This window comes from Streptomyces sp. Ncost-T10-10d, assembly GCF_900091955.1.
Taxonomy (GTDB): Bacteria; Actinomycetota; Actinomycetes; order Streptomycetales; family Streptomycetaceae; genus Streptomyces.
In genome coordinates this window covers 1-17,303 of record NZ_FMDF01000118.1, presented here as the reverse complement: position 1 = coordinate 17,303, position 17,303 = coordinate 1, and the positions used below count along the sequence as shown (strand labels likewise).

Here is a 17,303-nt window from a genome sequence, read left to right as displayed (position 1 = left end):
GGCGACGGCGCGCGACGCGCGGGGCGGGGTGCGTGCGTCGGCGGCGTCGTCCAGCAGCAGCGGGTCGACTCCGGCGGCGGCCGCGGCGGCCAGGCTGGCCATGGTCAGGCCGGTGGTGTGCAGACGGCCGCGGCAGAATGCCTCCAGGCTGCCGGTGTCGTGTACGGCTTTGTGGGCGATTGCGGCCTCGACACCGCCGGAGTGGGCATGTCCTCCGGCGGGGAAGCGGCCGTCGGCCAGCAGGAGCAGGGCTGCACGGCTCATGGGTGAGCGGCTGCCTTTCGCGAGGTCGGAAGTTGTGCCGGGTGCGGGCAGGCATGGCCTGCCCGTCCGGGTGCCCGGCCGCAGTGCTGTTGCTCGGACGGCCGGGGCAGGTGGCGGTTCAGAAGAGGAAGTACCGCTGTGCCATGGGTACTTCGTTGACGTAGGAGCGCGGCACGGTTGCACCATTGAGTTCGGTGCGGGCGTCGCTCGTGGTCGCACCACCGATGGTGACCTCGAAGCTGTTGTGGTCGACTTCGAGGCTGTCGGGCACTGTGTCGTTCAGTTTCATGTCGGCCTTCGTGACGTGCCGGGTGCTGGTGATGTCCACGAAGTCCTTGTCGAGACCGAGCCCCGGATTACTGCTGGTGCCGTCGCCGTTCAGGTTGCCGGCCACGCCAGGAGCCACGAAGTTCACCGAGTTGCGCCCCGGGGAGCGGCCGGTGGAGCCCCAGACCGGGCGCGGCAGGTAGGGCTGCGGCGTGGTGATCGACGCGTTGGCGTCGCCGACCTGCGCGTACGCAATCTGGCCGCCCTTGAGGAGCATGTGCGGCTTGACGCCGAAGAACTTCGGCTCCCACAACACCAGGTCGGCGAGCTTCCTGGTCTCCACGGAGCCGACGTGGCCGTCGATGCCGTGCGTGATCGCCGGGTTGATCGTGTACTTGGCGACGTACCGGCGCGCCCGGAAGTTGTCGTTCGGCTGCACCTGCTGGTCGTTGAACGAGTGGTTTGTGTCGTTGGCGATCGTGCGGACCTTCGCGGCTTCGAGGTCCTCCCTCAGTGCCCCGTAGCGGCACTTCATGACGTGCGCGGTCTGCCAGGTACGCATGACCATCTCGCCGATGCGGCCCATCGCCTGGGCGTCGGAGGACATCATCGAGATGGCGCCCATGTCGTGAAGGAGGTCCTCCGCAGCCATGGTGGACGGCCGGATCCGGGAGTCCGCGAAGGCCATATCTGCCGGAATCTCCGGGTTGAGGTGATGGCACACGATCATCATGTCGACGTGCTCCTTGACGGTGTTGACCGTCAGGGGACGCGTCGGGTTGGTCGAGGCCGGGAGGACATTCGGTTCCTTGACCAGCTCGATCATGTCCGGCGCGTGACCACCGCCGGCACCCTCGACATGGAAGATGTGGATGGAGCGTGCCTTCTTCGCCGTGAACTTTCCATCTGCGTCTCTGCCATCGCCTGTGAAGGCCGCCCTTGTGCTCTCCAGGAACCCGGACTCGTTCAGTGAGTCGGCGTGGAGAGCAAGCTGGACACCGCGTTCTTCGCAGATGTCCAGGGCCCGGTCGATCACCGCGGGCGTGGCGCCCCAGTCCTCGTGAATCTTGAAGCCACAGACACCGGCGTCCACCTGCGCGTTGAGCTCGTGCTTGTTCATCGTGCTGCCCTTGCCGAGCAGGCCGATGTTGACCGGGAACTCGTCCAGCGCCTCGAAGAGCCGCCTGATGTGCCATGCGCCTGGGGTCACGGTGGTGGCCGTACTGCCCTCGGCCGGCCCCGTGCCGCCACCGATCAGGGTGGTCACACCCGAGGCCAGAGCCTCGTGAATCTCCCCTGGGCAGATGAAGTGGACATGGGTGTCCACACCACCCGCGGTGAGGATCCGCCCGTTGCCGGAGATGACCTCTGTGCTCGGCCCGACCACGAAGTTTGTTGGCGTCACCCGCGAGGCTTCCTTCGCGGGCCCACGATCCGGCATCTCGAAGCTCGTGATCTTGTCCATTGTCTCGGGGTTGTACGCCTTGCCGATGGCCGCAATCCTGCCGTCGCGGATGCCGATGTCGGCTTTGACCACGCCCCACCAGTCGAGGATCAGCGCGCCTGTGATGACGGTGTCCACGGGCCTGTGGTCCGTGGCGTCGCCATTGCTGTTCCTCCCGTCCCTGGCGAAGTGCGACATCCCCATCGACTCACGGATCACCTTGCCGCCGCCGAAGACCATCTCATTGCCGCTGTGCGAAGGGCCGCCGCTCCAGTCGGCCTCGATCTCCAGCGTGAGGTCGGTGTCGGCGAGCCGGACCCGGTCCCGCGTGGTCGGCCCGTACAGCGCGGTGTAACCCGCTCGCGTCAGCTCGTTGGCCGGCTTCGGCGCCTGACCGCGGCCCTGTCCCTGCGGATTCCTCATCGGACGATCCCCTCACGCAGTCCCTGGATCTCGCTGAGGTCACTGGTGTTGCTGCCGCCGGCCGTGACACCACCCTGGATCTGCACCAGTTCCACACAGCACTCGTCGCCCGGTTCGAAGCGCACGGACGTGCCCGCGGCGATGTTGAGCCGTCGGCCCTTCGCCGCATCGCAGTTCCAGAGACTGCGGTCCTGGGGGACTGTCTGACCGGCAGGGACCTCGATGCTGATGACCTTCAGCCCAGGATTGACCTCGGCGAAGTGATAGTGCGAGGCGACCTGAATGGGACGGTCCGACTCGTTCCGCACCTTGATCTTCGACTTGCCCGGCCCCGGCAAGGTGGCGGCATCCTCTTGCAGGCTGACGCCCTGCGCGTCCCCGTCGAGATGCACGTTGAAGTAGATCGCGTCGTACCGGCAGGCAGCCTCGTCGTCCTCGTCGCAGCCCACGGACGAGTTGTCGCTGTCGTCGCAGTCGACCGGGCAATCCGGCTTGCGGGGTGGCTGGGGGTGCTCGACCTTGCCCGGGTAGACCTGGGGCTCCTTCGTGGCCTCCGGAAGGGGGTCGTGGATGGTGACCAGTTTGGTGCCGTCCGGGAAGGTGGCCTCCACCTGGACGTTCTTGATCATCTCCGGGACGCCGTCCATCACCTCATCACGGGTGAACAGATGACGACCCGAGTCCATGATGTCGCTGACCGTCTTGCCGGCGCGCGCCGCCTCGAAGACGTGCACCGTCAGCAGCGCCATGACCTCGGGGTAGTTGAGGAGCAATCCACAGTCGCGGCGTCGCTGCGCCACGTCGGCAGCCACATGGATCAGCAGCCGCTCCTGCTCATGCGGAGTCAAATGCACAGTGCGTCATTTCTCTTGATCGGACAGTGCGCGCGGCCGGGCATGCCGAAGGCCGCGGAAGACGCCCTACGGATGACTCCAAACGCTCTTTGATCATCACGCGGAGAAGTCGACGACCTGCCTGGAACACTGATCATGTACTCGATCAGGTGAATCAGATTCGCAGCTGCTGCACCTCCAGCCGCTGCCTGGCCCACGAGCCCGTCATGCAGCCAGGCACGTGCTGGTCGGCAGCGGGTGGAACAGGCTGTCTGCCGAGCGAACACGGCCCGGTCACTGACACGACGACGGTGGAAGCCTGGCGGGTTGCGGCGCACCGAGCCCTCGCCAACTTGAAGTCGCAGGTCAAAGGACTGGTGTGGGTACTCGCGCTGGTCGTGGGCGGCTGTCTGAGAAGTAGATCGTCCACCAGTGGCCGGCTTGCCGGTTTCTGCTCGCTGGGTCCGGGTGGCCTTCTACGACCCGGTGCATGCTGAATCTCGAGCTGGTTCAGCAGTCCGGCGGTCCGGCCTGCTGGGGAGCCAGTCGGCATGGACGGCCGGATTCAACCCAACCGCCCAGCTCTCCAGCGCAATCGTGGAAGATGGAACCATGGCAGGGGAAGCGAGCGAGATCGTTCTGAGCAAGCAGGACCTTCGTGAGGTCGCCGCGTTCGCCGCGGCGTGTGCGGAGGCGGTGCTCGAGATATTCGAGGCCGATCAGCCGGACGACTCGCGGCCTCGAGACGCTATCAGTGCCGCGTGGGAGTTCGCTCGGGGTGGCGAACGTGGGAAATCTCTGCGCGACACAGCGTCGACGGCCCTCAAAGCGGCCAAGAGCGCGGACACTGCGGCCGCCCGAGAGGCAGCGTGGGCAGCGATGTCTGCGGCAGGCGCCGCCTACCTGCATCCGCTGGCCAAAGCCACCCAGGTCAAGCACATTCTCGGTGCTGGCGCTTACGCGGCCAGAGCAGCCGAACTCGTCGCCGGCGACGATCGGAGCGTTGGTGCCGAACGCCTTGAGCAGACGGTGCATCGTGCGACACCAGTCGTCGTCGACGTGCTCAAACGCTTCCCTGCGGCGCCGAGTGGCGGCGGACGGGTCGGTGAGCTGATCCGCATGCTGGACGTCGGCCTTCGTTCACTCACCCTCGCTGAGTGACTTTCAGCGTCCAGACGGCGCGGCCTCGCATCCGTCAGCGGTTGACTTCAAGACTCGTCAGGGCGAGCAGGGCGCGCAGGAGGTGGGTGGCGCGGCCGGGGTTGGTGCGGAGTTTGGTGAGGGTCCGCCAGTTCTTCTCGGTGGGCAGGAGGAGCAGCCCGGCGAAGGAGGCGGCCATCACGACGCATCCGGCGACGGCGAACGGCCGGGCACCCCATCTGTCCGACAGGGCTCCGGATACCGGTCCGGCCGGCGAGGAAGCCAATGGTGAGGGGCAGCAGGTGGATCCTGCCCACAGCGGAGTGCGGGCGTAGTCGTAGCCGTGGAGCGGCAGCCAGACGCCCTGCAGCCAGATGATGAGCATGAACTGCGGTCCGCCGCGGGCGATCGCGCCCAGCAGGGTGGCCGCGTTGCCGTCGGCGAAGGCGGCGTTGCGGAACAGCCGCAGCGGGAACATCGGTTCGGCGACGTTCATCTCCACGACGCAGCAGACGGCCAGGGTCAGCGTGCCGCCGACGAGGCCGGCGTACACCCGGGGGTCGGTCCAGCGCTGCCGTCTGCCGCAGATCCGGAGTGCGATCCGGATCACCTGTTGCCTCTTGTGCGTGCTGAAGACGGTAGAGAGGTGATTGTCGTTGAGTGAGGGGAAGAGCAGACGTGGATGTGTATGAGGCTGTGGACAGTCGCCGGGCTGTGCGGGCGTTCAGCGATGAGCCGGTATCCAAAGAGATACTCGAACGTGTGCTGGCTGCAGCGACGCGGGCTCCGTCGAGCGGGAACCTTCAGCCGTGGCACGTGTATGTCGTGACCGGCGAGCCCTTGGCCGAGCTGAAGAGACGCGCAACGGCCAGGGCACTGGCGGGAGACCCGGGGGATGAGCGGGAGTATCCGATGTACCCGGCCGAACTGACCTCGCCGTATGCGGACCGTTTTTCCGCCGCGGCTGCCCAGCGGTACGAAGCGCTGGGGATCGAGCGCGACGCCCCCGACAGACCCATGAAGATCGCCGCCTTGAACTCGGAGGCGTTCGGGGCACCGGTCGTGCTGTTCTGCTACCTCGACCGGACGATGGGGCCAGGGCAGTGGGGGGACGCGGGGGATGCACTTGCAGACGGTCATGCTGTTGCTGAGGGCGGAAGGGCTGCACAGCTGCCCTCAGGTGATGTGGACGATGTATCGCAAGACTGTCAGCCAGATCGTCGGAGCCGATGACGGGCTCGTGCTGTTCTGCGGTGTCTCGGTGGGATTCGAGAAGGAGGGCGTGCCGCGGCTGCGTACCGGGCGGGCTGATCTGAAAGAAACAGTGAGCTTCATCGGAGGGTGACCGGGCATGTCGGTCCGGCGTCGGCCCGGATCCTCGCAACGCGTAGTTCAGAGAAGCGGTGATCTTCCACAACGCCCCGGACATCGCCGAAATCGTCCGCCGTCTCCAGGCGGAGGGATACGCCGTCGCCCCCGAGGACCTGGCCCACATCTCGCCGTACCTGACCGAGCACATACGCCGCTTCGGCGAGTACTCCGCCCACGGACTCGGACTCGAGCCCGAAGCGTACGACCCATGCCTGGACTTCGGCTTCAGCCCACTCCGCGGCGTCAGCCCCGGCACCGGCGGCTACGGCCAGGTGGCCTGACCAGGGCCCTGTGACCAGGACAAAAGGAGAAGCACGACTGGAGTACCAGCTGTTCGGGCGAGGGCGACGACGGCGGGTCAGGCCGGGTGGAGTGCGGTGCGGAGGGTGTCGGTGGCCAGGGTGATGGCGGTCTGGGCGCCGTGGGTGGAGCGTAGGGCGTTGAGCATCACGAATTCGTGGATGACGCCCTGGACGCGGACCGCGGTCACGGCGACGCCTGCGGTGCGGCCACGCTATGGGCTGCTGCCACTGGTCACTTGTCCGTCGGTGCACCGACGGTGTTCCCGCAGTGCGCTCCGGATCGCGCCTGGAGCTGCCATTCACGGGGCGTCGTACCGTAGGCAGCGCGAAAGACCCGGCTGAAATGACTGGGACTCACGAAACCCCAGCGCCGGGCGATTGCCCCCACCCCCACCTCCCTGGCCATGGGCCGGAGGAGTTCCCGGCGGCACCGTTCAAGTCGCTGCGTCCGGATCCAGCCGCCCACGGTCGTGTCTTCGAGCTGGAACAGCTTGTGCAGGTAGCGGACCGACATGAAGTGCGCTTCGGCGATCCTGGACGGTGACAGGTCGGGATCGTAGAGGTTGCGCATGACGTGGTCCTTCACGCGCTCGAGAGAGACGGCGGCGACATTCGGGCCCTCGGAAGCAGAGCGACCGCGGCGCTCGTCGATGAGCAGCACCATCAGATCGAGCGCGGTGGCGGCGACCCGGCGGCCGACACCTTCGTCGAAACCCTCGGCTTCGCGCGCCATGCGCGCAAGAAAGGTCGCCACGAGTGCGGCGCTGCCCTCCTCGCCGGTAAAGGTGGTGGCAGTCAATGCCTGCAGATCCTCGTCCCGCACGTGAAGTTCTTCGCGAGGGAAATGGAAGGAGGTGAAAGCGAATTCTCCTTCGAGTTTAATCCTGAACAGGCGGGACGAGTCACTGATGGAGAATTCTCCCGGCCTTATCACGGATTCCCGCCCGTCCTGCTCCTTTGTCGCGGTGCCCTGCTGCTGGAGGCTGACGATCAGTGACTTCCGGTCGTCGCGGGAGATGTGGCGCTTGTTGCGCTTCACTACCTGTGGTCCCGCCTTGACGCGGGAGATGTGCAGGGCGCCGAGCTGGCTGCTGACGATCGTTCCGGGCGACGGCTCCTTCTCCAGCAGATTCACATCCATCGGCATAAAGGTGCCGGAAACCGCTTCATGCCAGCGCTCCGCCCGGTCGGCAGCGGACAGCGGCGCGGTGGAGAGAACAATGGACACGGGCTTCCTCCTGGGACGTCGTGGGCGCTCGGAAGAAGATTCGTACGCGAATCCCCTGCCTGCGTTGCCGGAGTGAATCCCGCTGGTCGGGGGCCGGACTGCAGATCGGATCTGCCTGTGCCCCAGCCTGCCGGGCGACCGGGGCAGACGCATCAGTCGGTCGACTGGTCCGTACGCCATGCCCCCACAACGGTCGCTGCGCTCAAACGAGCAGCCTTCGCAAGAAGGCGCCGCGCTGTCGCAATGCTGCCCGCGCCGGCGGGCTGTCGCGCAAGGAGGACAGCGACACGAAGTCGTACGCCAACCGCTTCACCGCCCTGCACGCCTCCAGGCTCAGCCCCGGACAGAGCATCGAACTGCCCCACGCACCCTTCCTGCACCTGTTCGTGGCCAAGGGCGCGGTCGCCCTGGAGAGCAGCGGCCCGCTGGCGGACGGCGACGCCGTACGCTTCACCGCCACCGGCGGTCAGCGCGTCACCGCCGACCGGGACGCCGAGATCCTTGTCCGGGAGATACACGCCACCGTCCGCCTCGGGTGAACCAGGTCTGGGCAGGTCACGACGACAGCGACGGCCGCTTCCGGAACGCCGAAGCATGAACGGGGCGGGTGGCCCAGCCCGGCGAGTCCGGGCCTTGGGCGGCTGCCTCTATGACGGTCTCGACAGAAAGAGGCGCCATTCCATCCGCTCCTCGTCCCCAGCCCTGTGTCAGTGGCGACCAGCTCCGTTGCCCTGAATGGCACAATAGGTATGCTTCATTTTCTGGCCGACAGGGGCAGGGAGCACATCACATTTCGGACGCTGACGGGGCGAGGGATCCACACCATGAACGAGCTGACCGGTCGTTCCTGCGTGCACTTTCCCCGACTGCTTTCGGCTGGGGCACAGCATGGGCACTAGGCGCAGCGCGACGAGCCGGCCGGAGCCCGTCACCGGGCTGGCGGGCCGGGAATCGGAGGTCGGCCGGATCCTGGACGCGATCGAGCACGGTCGGAGCACCCCGCAGGCGCTGCTCATCCTCGGCGAGGCGGGTAGCGGCAAGACGTCGTTGCTGGAGGTCGCTGCCGAGCACGCGCGGGTGACCGGGGCGTATGTGCTGAGGTCTCAGGGCTTCGACGGGGAGTCGGAGCAGTCGTTCGCAGCCCTGCACCAGTTGCTTCTTCCGCTCATGCCCGGCGCCGCTGATCTCCCCGGCCATCTGCGGGAGGTTCTGGAGACCTCGTTCGGCCTCGCCCCGATCACCAGACCCGCCGATCCGATGCTGCTGCGCGTCGCCGTCCTCACCCTGCTGGCCGGGGCTTCGCGCCATCGACCTGTCGTGCTGCTCGGCGATGACATCCAGCTCTTCGACCGCGACTCCCTCGACGTCCTGGGGTTCGTGCTGCGCCGTTTCACGGCCGAGCCGGTGACGGTGCTCCTCGCAGCCAGGGGGCTGACACCTCCGGACGCTGCTGTCGCACACCTGCCGGTCCTGTCGCTGGGACCGCTGACGGTCCAGGCGGCGGCCCGCCTCCTGGACGCGCAACCCGAGTCTCCTACCGGCAGGGCCCGGAGTGATGTTCTGGACCAGGCTGACGGCAATCCTCTGGCCATCATCGAACTGTGCCGTTCCGTGCGGTCGGGCAGCCCGCTTGGCCTGACCGACGGCGCACTGCCCCAGACCCAGCGGATCCAGGAGATGTACTCCGCCCAGTTGCGCGCGCTGCCGGTCACCACCCAACGGATGGTGCTCTACGCAGCGGCTTCCTCGGACCAAGAGGACCTGGAAACCATTATGTCCGCAGCGGGAGCAGGCACGGACCTGTCGGTATGGGCGGCCGCGGAGGACGCTGGGCTGATCACGATTGCAGGCCGCCGGGTGGGTTTCCGGCACCCGCTCGTGCGCGCGGGCGCCTACCAGGGCGCCTCGGCGCACCTGCGCCAGCGAGCGCACATCGACCTCGCGGCCGTGCATCAGGACGATCCAGCACGCCAGGCCTGGCACCTGGCCGCGGCCTGCATCGGCCAGGATGAGTCCGTGGCGGCGACCCTGGAGGACACCGCAGAACTCGTCGAACAGCGTGGCGGATTCTACGCGGCCGCACGGGCCCTGGAGCGATCCGCCGAGTGCAGCCCCGCTCCGGAGGATCGGGCCCGCCGATACGCCAAAGCGCTGAGAGCCGCCAACAACGCGGGCGACACATTCTGGGTGCGCGAGCTCTACGCCAAGGTCACCGCACTGACCAAGGACCGCGACCTGCTCGGCGTCGCGGCGAACGGGGCCGGTCTGGCTCTTTCCATGTCCGGCCATCAGCGGGAAGCGTTCCAGCTCCTGATCGGCGCCCTGGAACCGGACCTGCCGCAGGACGCCAGGACAACGCTCGCGGTGACCGCCGTGATCGGTGCGGTTGCCTTCCAGTCAGGCCTGCCCGAGGTCAGGCGCCCGCTGGTTCCCCTCCTCGAAGCAATCAAGACCAGCGCCGTCAGTACGCCCTACTCCGAGCTGGTTGCGGACGAGGCCGTCAACGCGTTGCGGGCAGTCATCCTCTGCGAAGCGGATCCGATCGGGAACGCCCCTGCCCTGCTGAGCCGAACCCGGCGGCCGAGCTTGCTGGAGCCGCTGACCGGCATCGCAGAGCTGATCCGATTGCAGACGTTGGGCGCGGTTGCCTGGTGGGCCGACGAGTCCGACCTGTGCGTGGATACCTTCCGGCAGGCGTTCGCCATGCTCCGCTCGTACGGAGCCATCGGAACGGGCGCAATCGCCCTCTCGGCAATGGGCTCAGCCCTGATCGATGTCGGGCGGTGGGCAGAGGCCGACGAACTGCTGGACGAGGCAGCAACCCTGGCGGCCGTCCAGAAGATGAAGCACATCGAAGTCGACATCGAGGCCCTACGAGCGACGCTGCAAGCCCTGCGCGGCCGCTCCGCCGATGCCAGGATCCTGACGGACCCCGCCTGGACGGTTGTCAACCTGGAGGAGAACACAGCCACCCACGCACGGCTGCTGCGCGCGGCGGGCACCGCCGCCGCAGCCGCAGGCGACTACGACGGGGCGCTGCGCCACTTCCGGCAGCTGTTCCACCAGGACGGCACCCCCCTGCACTACTTCCTCTCCCACGGCTCCATCGCCGACCTCGCCGCCGTCGCCCAGCGGACCGGACGCCAGGAGGAGGTCGAGCCTGTCGTCGCGGCGGTACGCAAGGCGCTGGGACCGCATCCGACAACCCGAATGATGCTGCTCCTGCACCACGCCACCGCGCTGGTCGGCGACCCGACGCAGGCAGAACACCACTTCCGCCTGGCCCTGGTCAACCCGGCCGGTGACCAGTGGCCGCTCCCCCGTGCGCAGGCCCGGCTTCACTACGCCCAGTGGCTGCGCAGACGACGGCGCCCGCTGGACGCCCGCCCACTCCTGGCCTCGGCGCTGGAGGCTTTCTCCCGGCTCGGTGCCACCACCCTGGCCGACGAGGCGCAGGCCGAACTTCGGGCGAGCGGCGTCGCCACGTCATCCGATCGACCCGATCCGCTGTCGGAACTGACCGCCCAGCAGCAGCAGATCGTACGGCTGGCTGCGCAGGGCCTGGGCAACAAGGAGATCGGAGAGAAGCTCAAGCTGTCCCCCCGCACGATCGGCTCGCATCTCTACCAGGTGTATCCGAAACTCGGCGTCAGCAGCCGCCACCAGCTCCGCGACGTCTCTGGCGTCCTGTGAACAAAGGGGAGCAAACTGGCGGATACCGTTCCGATCGCTTCGAGGAATTAGAGGTGAGGCGTGTGAAGTACAAGCCCGTCACCGGCGGAGGCGATCCCGGTCGCCCCACCGTGGTCCTCGACCCCGTCGTCCAACGATTGGTCGACGCCTCGGCGGACCCGCCGCACCTGCATCAGCTCGGTCCGGTCGACGGCCGGGAGGCACTCCTGGAGTCCCAGGGGCATCTGTTCGACGACTTCGCGGTGGACGCCGAGTTCTGGGCGGTGCCGGTCGGCCCCTCCGGACTGGTCGGCTTCTGGACCTTCCGCCCCGCAGCGCGGAGCGGTCCGCTCGCCGTGGTCCTTTACGTCCACGGGGGCAGGTGGATGCTCGGTGACGCGCAGACCCACACCCGGATGATCTGTGAACTCGTGACCGCCAGCGAAGCCGTGTTCGTGGTCCCCGAGTACACGCGCACTCCCGAGGCCCGGTACCCGGTAGCGCTCGAAGAGTTGTACGCCGTATTGACCTGGCTGACCGACAATGCCTCAGACCTCGCACTGGACAATCGGCGGCTGGCGGTGGCCGGTGACTGCGCGGGCGCCACCATGGCCACAGCGCTCACCATGATGGCCAAACAACGCGGCGGCCCGCGCATGCGCGCACAGCTGCTCTACTACCCGATGACCGCCCCACACTGCGACACCCTCTCGCGGAAACACTTCGCGTCCGGCTACCTCCTGACCACGAAGGCCCTGGACTGGTACTGGCAGCAGTACACGGACGACGATCGAGAACTCGCCGAAGCCACCGCCTCCCCGCTACGGGCAACCACCGCCGAGCTTGCGGGCCTGCCCCCCGCACTGGTCGTCACAGCCGAGGCCGACGTCGTACGGGACGAGGGGGAACAGTACGCGCGTCAGCTACAGCAAGCAGGCGTGGCCGTGACCGCCATCCGCTACCTCGGAACAGTCCACGACTTCGCGTCGCTGAACGCTCTGCGCGACAGTCCGCCGACCCAGGCCGCCATCCGCCAAGGCGGTGCCTTCCTCAAAGACGCTCTCACTACTGGGCCGTGAGAGCGTGGAGGTGAACCGTGCTCTCACTGGATGAACGGCCAACGACAAGTCCAGGGCCGAGCAGGTCGTAGCCCCAGTGGAAGAGCTGTCTGCCAAGGCTGCCGATGCCGTGGCCGACGCCAAGCACGGGCGCACCAGCGGGCAGGTTGACGTGCTGCAGGAAGCGGTCGGCCTCGGCGTCGGTCACGAGGCGATCCATGGCCCGGCCCTCGCGGTACCAGGTATCCCATCGGGCAGGGTGGAGGCGGTCCGTGATCGTCTTCATGCCGCGCCTTGCGGGTCGTCAGTTGAACCCGGCGACGCCGCATTCCCTACAGCGGGCAGGCGGGGAAGGTTGAAGCCACCGCCCCTACCTCGCCGGCGGGAACGGCGCGGAGTCGATTCCGGCATCGCTGGGTGGTTCCGGGGCGCCGGCTCCTGCTTGCCGCCTCGTGGTCACCACGGCGACCGGCTGCGGTGACCACGAGGACACCGGCAAGTCAGGCACCAAAAGCCAGCGCCGCTGACAGCGGATCGATAAGGCTGACGTCGACTGCAAGGACCCGGACCCTGCAGATCTTGCGGCGTACGGCGCGCAGTGCTGCCACCCGAAGTCGCAGAGCCAACCGTCACGCCGTCGTATCGCCGGCGGAACCCCGCCCTGCCGGCAGCCCTTCGCTGGAAACGAAGTAGAAGGCGGGCAGAACGATGAAGATGCCCAGTGCGATCAGCGGAGAGATGAGGCTGCCCAGTGCTCCGGCGACGGCGTAGGCCAGCGCTCCGGCCAAGGAGCGGAGGCGGCCATGCGGCACATAAGTGGGCTCGACTTCCGGGTCCATGAGCTCGGGGTGGCGGCCGAGGTAGTGATAGAGGACCAGCCAGCTCAGACACATCACCGATGCCAGGGACGCGTACAGGAGGACCGCCACACGCGCATCCACATCGGAGACGTCGGACCGCAGCGCATCGGCGACCACGCCCGTGGGAAAGGCGAGCGCCGCCGTGGTGAACAGCACAAAGAAATTGGCCGCGTGCAGGCCCCGGTCCATGCTGCGGATCCGCACAAAGGCCTGGTGATGGTTGAGCCAGATCACGGCGACGTAACTGAAGGATGCGAAGTAGCCGACATAGGCGGGCCATTGCGACACAAGAGCGTGCGCGAGCCGGCCGGGCAGGTGCGCGGGGGCGGCCAGGCCGAGCACCAGGATGGTGACCGCGATCGCGAAGATGCCGTCGCTGAAGGCCTCGGCACGGGCCGTCTCCGAAACGGAGAACCGCCGGACCGGAACGCGGTGTTGAGACATTGCGGTTCCTCGGATCGTTGGGCCGTGGGTGCGGCGGGGTCGTTCGGGCCGGTGGGTCAACGCCCGCCGGACGGCCTTGCGGCCTTCATCCGGCGGCTGATCGGCGGCAGTTCCTCGTCGAGGCCCTCGTACTCGGCGGCGGCGTGGACGATGCGGCCGCCGACGACCGTCAGCAGGGACTCGATGTGCACGATGTCCGGCTCGGGCACGGCAAAGTGGTCCTCGGACAGGACCGTGAGGTCGCCGAGGAAGCCCGGGCGTAGGACGCCCTTGACACCCTCCTCGCCAGTCAGCCGGGCCCCTGCTCCGGTGGACATCGACAGCGCCGTCCGCCGATCGACGCGGTTGTGCGGCGGACGCATGACCAGGTCGCCGACGGTGCGGCCGGTGATCAGCCAGTGCAGGTCGAGACCCGGGTGGCGTCGGTGCCGGCGCCGCCGCCGCGCAGCTGCTTCGCCGCCAGGCTATGTCGAGCCGGAGCATCCATGTGTCCCGGCAGTGCACAGCGTTCGTTCCGACAGTGCACTGCGTCCCGTTTCCATGCACTGTGGGGGCAACTCCGGTGCAGTGGCGGTCAATCTCCGCCGCCTTCAGGGTTTTAGCGTGGTGCTCGACGACCTCACAGATCTCCGTGTCTGGCCCGGAGTCGCCCCGCCGGAGGGACCGGCACATCACATGAAACTCAGGAGACTCGCATGTCCGACGTTGTCGAGCCGGTGCAGCCGGTGCTGGAGCCCGCAGCCGCCGCGTTCGCGGAAGCCACCGCCAATCCGCCGTACCTGTTCGACCTGCCTCCGGCCGAGGGCCGGAAGGCGGTCGACGAGGTACAGTCCGGCGAGATCGGCAAGCCGCAGATCGACGAGGAATGGATCACCGTCTCCGGTGGCCCGACGGGCAGCGTGCGAGCCCGTATCGTCAAGCCGGCCGGGGCCGAGGGGCCCCTGCCGGTGATCCTCTACATCCACGGAGCGGGCTGGGTGTTCGGCAACGCCCACACCCACGACCGCCTCGTACGCGAACTCGCCGTCGGCGCGAGCGCCGCCGTGGTCTTCCCCGAATACGACCTCTCCCCCGAGGCCCGCTACCCGGTCGCCATCGAGCAGAACTACGTGGTCGCGAAGTGGGTCGTCCAGCAGGGCGCGTCCAAGAACCTGGACGGCTCGCGGCTGGCCGTCGCCGGCGACTCCGTCGGCGGCAACATGAGCGCCGCACTGACCCTGATGGCCAAGGAACGCGGCGACGTCCCGCTCGTACAGCAGGTGCTGTTCTACCCGGTCACCGACGCGAACTTCGACACCGGCTCCTACCACCAGTTCGCCGAGGGCTACTTCCTGCGCCGCGACGGCATGCAGTGGTTCTGGGACCAGTACACGACCGACGAAGCGGCACGCGCCCAGATCACCGCCTCCCCGCTACGGGCCACCACCGAACAGCTCACCGGCCTGCCGCCGGCCCTGGTCATCACCGGCGAGGCCGACGTCCTGCGCGACGAAGGCGAGGCCTACGCCAACAAGCTGCGCGAAGCCGGCGTCCCCGTCACCGCCGTCCGCTTCCAGGGCGTCATCCACGACTTCGTGATGCTCAACGCCCTCCGCGAAACCCACGCCGCCCAGGCCGCCATCACGCTGGCCGCCGACACCCTGCGCACCGCGCTCCACACCGGCTGAATACCGCGCTCCACGCCGGCCTCCGAGAGCCCCCGACTACAGGGAGAACACGTCCCGGCCGCCGCCACCAAGGTCCTTGCGGTGGCGCAGCGTCCGCTGGCCGCCTCGGCATTCACGGAGACGGCCTCGGCCGCCGCGTGGAAGACCAAGCCTTCCTGGGCGCTCGTGGCCGGCGCGGACCAGGCGATCAACCCCGAGGTCGAGCGCTTCGGAGCCGAGCGGGCCGGGGCCACGATCGTCGAGATCGAGGGCGCCTCGCACGCCGTGGCCGTGTCCCGGCCCAAGGAGGTCGCCGCACTGATCCGCGATGCGGTACGCGCGACGAGCTGACGAGGCGGCGGGCGGTGGGGCGGCCGCGCGGCGGCGCTCATCACACGGTGAGTGCCGCCGCGCGGCCCTTCGGTCCCGGCACAGGGTGAGATCTCCACCGCGGGCTTCTGCACCGCTGTGGCGATCGGGGGGCGGCTCAGCGGAGAGCTCCGAGCGCGGCCTCGACCGTCCGGTGGAAGGTGGGATACGTGTAGATCATGTGCTGGAGCCGGTCGACGGGTATTTCGGCGTGGACGGCCACGTTCAGTCCGTAGAGCACCTCGCCTCCCGCCGGCCCCGCCGACGTCGCGCCGATCAACACGTGCCGGTCCGCGTCCTCGACAAGCTTGATCAGCCCCTCGTTGCCCGGCCCGTGGATCCAGCCTCGCGTGGAGAAGGCGATGGGCAGCACACTGGTGCGTACCCGCAGCCCCCGCTCACGCGCCTGCTGCTCCGTCAACCCGACGGCCCCGATCTCCGGCTCGGCGAAAGTGACGCGGGGTAGCGCCCGGTAGTCGGCGCCGGGACCGGGCTGTCCGAGGATGTCCCGGACAGCGATCGGGCCCTTGACCCCTGATGTTGGACACACGAGATACTGGATCCTGAGGATCTGAGAACGGACATCTCGTGGTCATGAAGAACTACCCGCCGGAGTTCAAGGCGGACGCGGTCGCGCTGTACGAGTCGCGGCCCGAAGCGACGATCAGGTCGGTCGCCGCCGATCTGGGGATCAACCCGGAGACCCTGCGGAACTGGGTTCGGGCGGCCGGAGCAAGCCGCCCCCGGGGACGCCGAGCTCAGGAACCGTCCCAGCCGCCGGCCCCGCTGGAGGCTGAGAACGCAGCCTTGCGGAAGAAGGTTCGCGAGCTGGAGGAGGAACGCGAGACCCTGCGCAAAGCGGCGAAGTATTTCGCCGGGGAGACGCGCTGGTGAGGAGCCGTCAATCAACTATTGCCTGATTTGATCTTGTTGTCGTGGTCGGTGATCACCTTTTGCAGAGCTTCGATTGTGCGTGGTGGATGCGTCTGTGGGGTGAGTGTGGGGGTGAGGTCGGTTCCTGCGAAGGCCAGCAGTGGCCTGCTCGTCATGGCGTGGTAGCTCAGCGTGTTGCGGTCGTGTCCGAGGATCTTGCCCATCAGGGTCAGGGTGACGGTGTTGCGGCTTCTGAGGAGGGCGACCAAGATGCGGTGGCGGTGGTCGAGGATGCCGAATCCGGGGTTGCGGCCGCGCCGGTCCCGCCCTTCACTCCGGCGCTGGGCCTCGGCCAGGATCTGACGGCACGGTTCGAGCTGGAGCACGAGCTGGTCGAACTCCTCGCGTGTCAGGCCGGTCAGGACGGGGTGGGTGAGGAGGAAAGTCGCCTCGGCCGGGATTGGCGGCGGTGCTGGCTCGGGTGCGGACCGGGTGGCTTGTGCGGGGTCGTGCGGGGTGATCGTGTAGTTCCACTCGCCATGGAAATCGTCGCGGATGACGCGCTCCATGATCGCTTTGCGGTCGGCCCGGGTGAGTTTGCGGCCGGTGGGGTAGGTGTTCTCGTCCAGCGCGGCCTTGACGGTCAGTCCGGTGCGGGTCCGGGTCGCCGAGATCGTCTGGATCAGTACTTCGTAGCTGGTCAGGGGCCGGCCGCGTAGGCTGTGGGTGATGCGGGAGAACAGGCGATGTTCGACCTTGTTCCACTTCGATGTCCCGGGCGGGAAGTGGGCGACGGTGACGGACAGGCCGGACTCGTCGGCGAAGGCGGCGAGGTCCATCTTGAACAGGTGGGAGTCGGCGGAGTTCGCTCCGCCGGAGTCCGCTGTGACCAGCAGCCTGCCAGCGTCGGGATAGTCCGCCTTGCCCTGGTCGTTCCACCAGCGGCGCAGGGACTCCACCGCGAAGGCCGCGGTGTTGCGGTTGGTGCCCACATTCACCCAGCCGGTGTCACGTCCCAGGTCATAGACTCCGTAGGGGATGGCGATCGGTGTGTCCGGCCTGGTGAAATCATGGTCCGGAGCGGTGATCGGATCGCCCTTGGGACGGTA

Annotated in this window: 15 protein-coding genes and 6 pseudogenes; 9 read left to right on the top strand and 12 right to left on the bottom strand. The window is 67.8% G+C overall.

Annotated features, from left to right (window positions below; translation table 11 throughout):
* From GA0115254_RS47660 to GA0115254_RS46220, 4 genes and pseudogenes are all read right to left on the bottom strand, one after another.
* Positions 1 to 450 (bottom strand): annotated as a pseudogene (locus GA0115254_RS47660) (hypothetical protein); the annotation flags it as partial.
* Complete coding sequence (ureC, locus tag GA0115254_RS19170) at positions 383 to 2,398, bottom strand: urease subunit alpha (protein ID WP_093896524.1); 2,016 nt, start codon at positions 2,396 to 2,398, stop codon at positions 383 to 385. The pseudogene GA0115254_RS47660 and the gene ureC, both read right to left, overlap by 68 nt.
* On the bottom strand, positions 2,395 to 2,970 hold the full coding sequence (locus GA0115254_RS46225) for an urease subunit beta (protein WP_370740898.1): 576 nt from the start codon (positions 2,968 to 2,970) through the stop codon (positions 2,395 to 2,397). Before GA0115254_RS46225 ends, ureC begins: the two co-directional genes overlap by 4 nt.
* Positions 2,956 to 3,252 (bottom strand): annotated as a pseudogene (locus GA0115254_RS46220) (urease subunit gamma); the annotation flags it as partial. The pseudogene GA0115254_RS46220 and the gene GA0115254_RS46225, both read right to left, overlap by 15 nt.
* A 411-nt stretch (positions 3,253 to 3,663) precedes the next feature.
* On the opposite strand from GA0115254_RS46220, the gene GA0115254_RS19160 reads away from it, so the two are divergent.
* On the top strand, positions 3,664 to 4,392 hold the full coding sequence (locus GA0115254_RS19160) for a putative immunity protein (protein ID WP_370740897.1): 729 nt from the start codon (positions 3,664 to 3,666) through the stop codon (positions 4,390 to 4,392).
* 136 nt (positions 4,393 to 4,528) lie between these two features.
* On the opposite strand, the pseudogene GA0115254_RS19155 reads toward GA0115254_RS19160, so the two are convergent.
* Positions 4,529 to 4,954: pseudogene (locus tag GA0115254_RS19155) on the bottom strand (MFS transporter); the annotation flags it as partial.
* Between the two features lie 95 nt (positions 4,955 to 5,049).
* On the opposite strand from GA0115254_RS19155, the pseudogene GA0115254_RS19150 reads away from it, so the two are divergent.
* Both GA0115254_RS19150 and GA0115254_RS19145 read left to right on the top strand, forming a co-directional pair.
* Positions 5,050 to 5,716 (top strand): annotated as a pseudogene (locus tag GA0115254_RS19150) (nitroreductase).
* Between the two features lie 58 nt (positions 5,717 to 5,774).
* Positions 5,775 to 6,023: a Tn3 family transposase gene (locus tag GA0115254_RS19145; protein WP_093896522.1), complete on the top strand. Its 249-nt coding sequence runs from the start codon at positions 5,775 to 5,777 to the stop codon at positions 6,021 to 6,023.
* Positions 6,024 to 6,100: 77 nt separating this feature from the next.
* Here GA0115254_RS19145 and GA0115254_RS43215 read toward each other — a convergent pair.
* A pseudogene (locus tag GA0115254_RS43215) lies at positions 6,101 to 6,250 on the bottom strand (esterase); the annotation flags it as partial.
* 26 nt (positions 6,251 to 6,276) lie between these two features.
* A complete protein-coding gene (locus GA0115254_RS19140; protein ID WP_093896521.1) occupies positions 6,277 to 7,272 on the bottom strand; it encodes an AraC-like ligand-binding domain-containing protein in 996 nt (331 codons plus the stop codon).
* 20 nt (positions 7,273 to 7,292) lie between these two features.
* On the opposite strand from GA0115254_RS19140, the gene GA0115254_RS46215 reads away from it, so the two are divergent.
* The 3 genes from GA0115254_RS46215 (at position 7,293) to GA0115254_RS19125 (ending at position 12,023) form a co-directional block, all read left to right on the top strand.
* A complete protein-coding gene (locus tag GA0115254_RS46215; protein ID WP_256102669.1) occupies positions 7,293 to 7,811 on the top strand; it encodes a pirin family protein in 519 nt (172 codons plus the stop codon).
* A gap of 349 nt (positions 7,812 to 8,160) precedes the next feature.
* Positions 8,161 to 10,965, top strand: coding sequence for a helix-turn-helix transcriptional regulator (locus GA0115254_RS19130; RefSeq protein WP_093896520.1), 2,805 nt, complete (start codon positions 8,161 to 8,163; stop codon positions 10,963 to 10,965).
* A 62-nt stretch (positions 10,966 to 11,027) separates the two neighbouring features.
* A complete protein-coding gene (locus GA0115254_RS19125; RefSeq protein WP_218105558.1) occupies positions 11,028 to 12,023 on the top strand; it encodes an alpha/beta hydrolase in 996 nt (331 codons plus the stop codon).
* Here GA0115254_RS19125 and GA0115254_RS19120 read toward each other — a convergent pair.
* From GA0115254_RS19120 to GA0115254_RS19110, 3 genes are all read right to left on the bottom strand, one after another.
* Complete coding sequence (locus GA0115254_RS19120; protein WP_093896519.1) at positions 12,010 to 12,288, bottom strand: hypothetical protein; 279 nt, start codon at positions 12,286 to 12,288, stop codon at positions 12,010 to 12,012. The genes GA0115254_RS19125 and GA0115254_RS19120 overlap by 14 nt on opposite strands.
* 343 nt (positions 12,289 to 12,631) lie before the next feature.
* On the bottom strand, positions 12,632 to 13,306 hold the full coding sequence (locus GA0115254_RS19115; RefSeq protein ID WP_093896518.1) for a TMEM175 family protein: 675 nt from the start codon (positions 13,304 to 13,306) through the stop codon (positions 12,632 to 12,634).
* 56 nt (positions 13,307 to 13,362) lie between these two features.
* A complete protein-coding gene (locus tag GA0115254_RS19110) occupies positions 13,363 to 13,668 on the bottom strand; it encodes an amidohydrolase family protein (protein WP_370740896.1) in 306 nt (101 codons plus the stop codon).
* A gap of 333 nt (positions 13,669 to 14,001) precedes the next feature.
* Between GA0115254_RS19110 and GA0115254_RS19105 the strand changes: the two genes are divergently transcribed.
* Positions 14,002 to 14,973 (top strand): alpha/beta hydrolase, encoded by a 972-nt coding sequence (locus tag GA0115254_RS19105; protein ID WP_093896517.1) that lies wholly within the window; start codon positions 14,002 to 14,004, stop codon positions 14,971 to 14,973.
* 48 nt (positions 14,974 to 15,021) lie between these two features.
* Positions 15,022 to 15,303 (top strand): annotated as a pseudogene (locus GA0115254_RS19100) (alpha/beta fold hydrolase); the annotation flags it as partial.
* 136 nt (positions 15,304 to 15,439) lie between these two features.
* Here GA0115254_RS19100 and GA0115254_RS19095 read toward each other — a convergent pair.
* The gene (locus tag GA0115254_RS19095; RefSeq protein ID WP_256102668.1) at positions 15,440 to 15,871 is read right to left on the bottom strand and encodes a hypothetical protein; all 432 of its coding nucleotides are present in this window, start codon (positions 15,869 to 15,871) and stop codon (positions 15,440 to 15,442) included.
* Positions 15,872 to 15,915: 44 nt separating this feature from the next.
* On the opposite strand from GA0115254_RS19095, the gene GA0115254_RS19090 reads away from it, so the two are divergent.
* Positions 15,916 to 16,215 (top strand): transposase, encoded by a 300-nt coding sequence (locus GA0115254_RS19090; RefSeq protein ID WP_218105557.1) that lies wholly within the window; start codon positions 15,916 to 15,918, stop codon positions 16,213 to 16,215.
* A gap of 11 nt (positions 16,216 to 16,226) precedes the next feature.
* On the opposite strand, the gene GA0115254_RS19085 is transcribed toward GA0115254_RS19090, so the two are convergent.
* On the bottom strand, positions 16,227 to 17,303 hold a 1,077-nt coding region (locus GA0115254_RS19085; RefSeq protein WP_107451349.1), incomplete at its 5' end, for an ISAzo13 family transposase.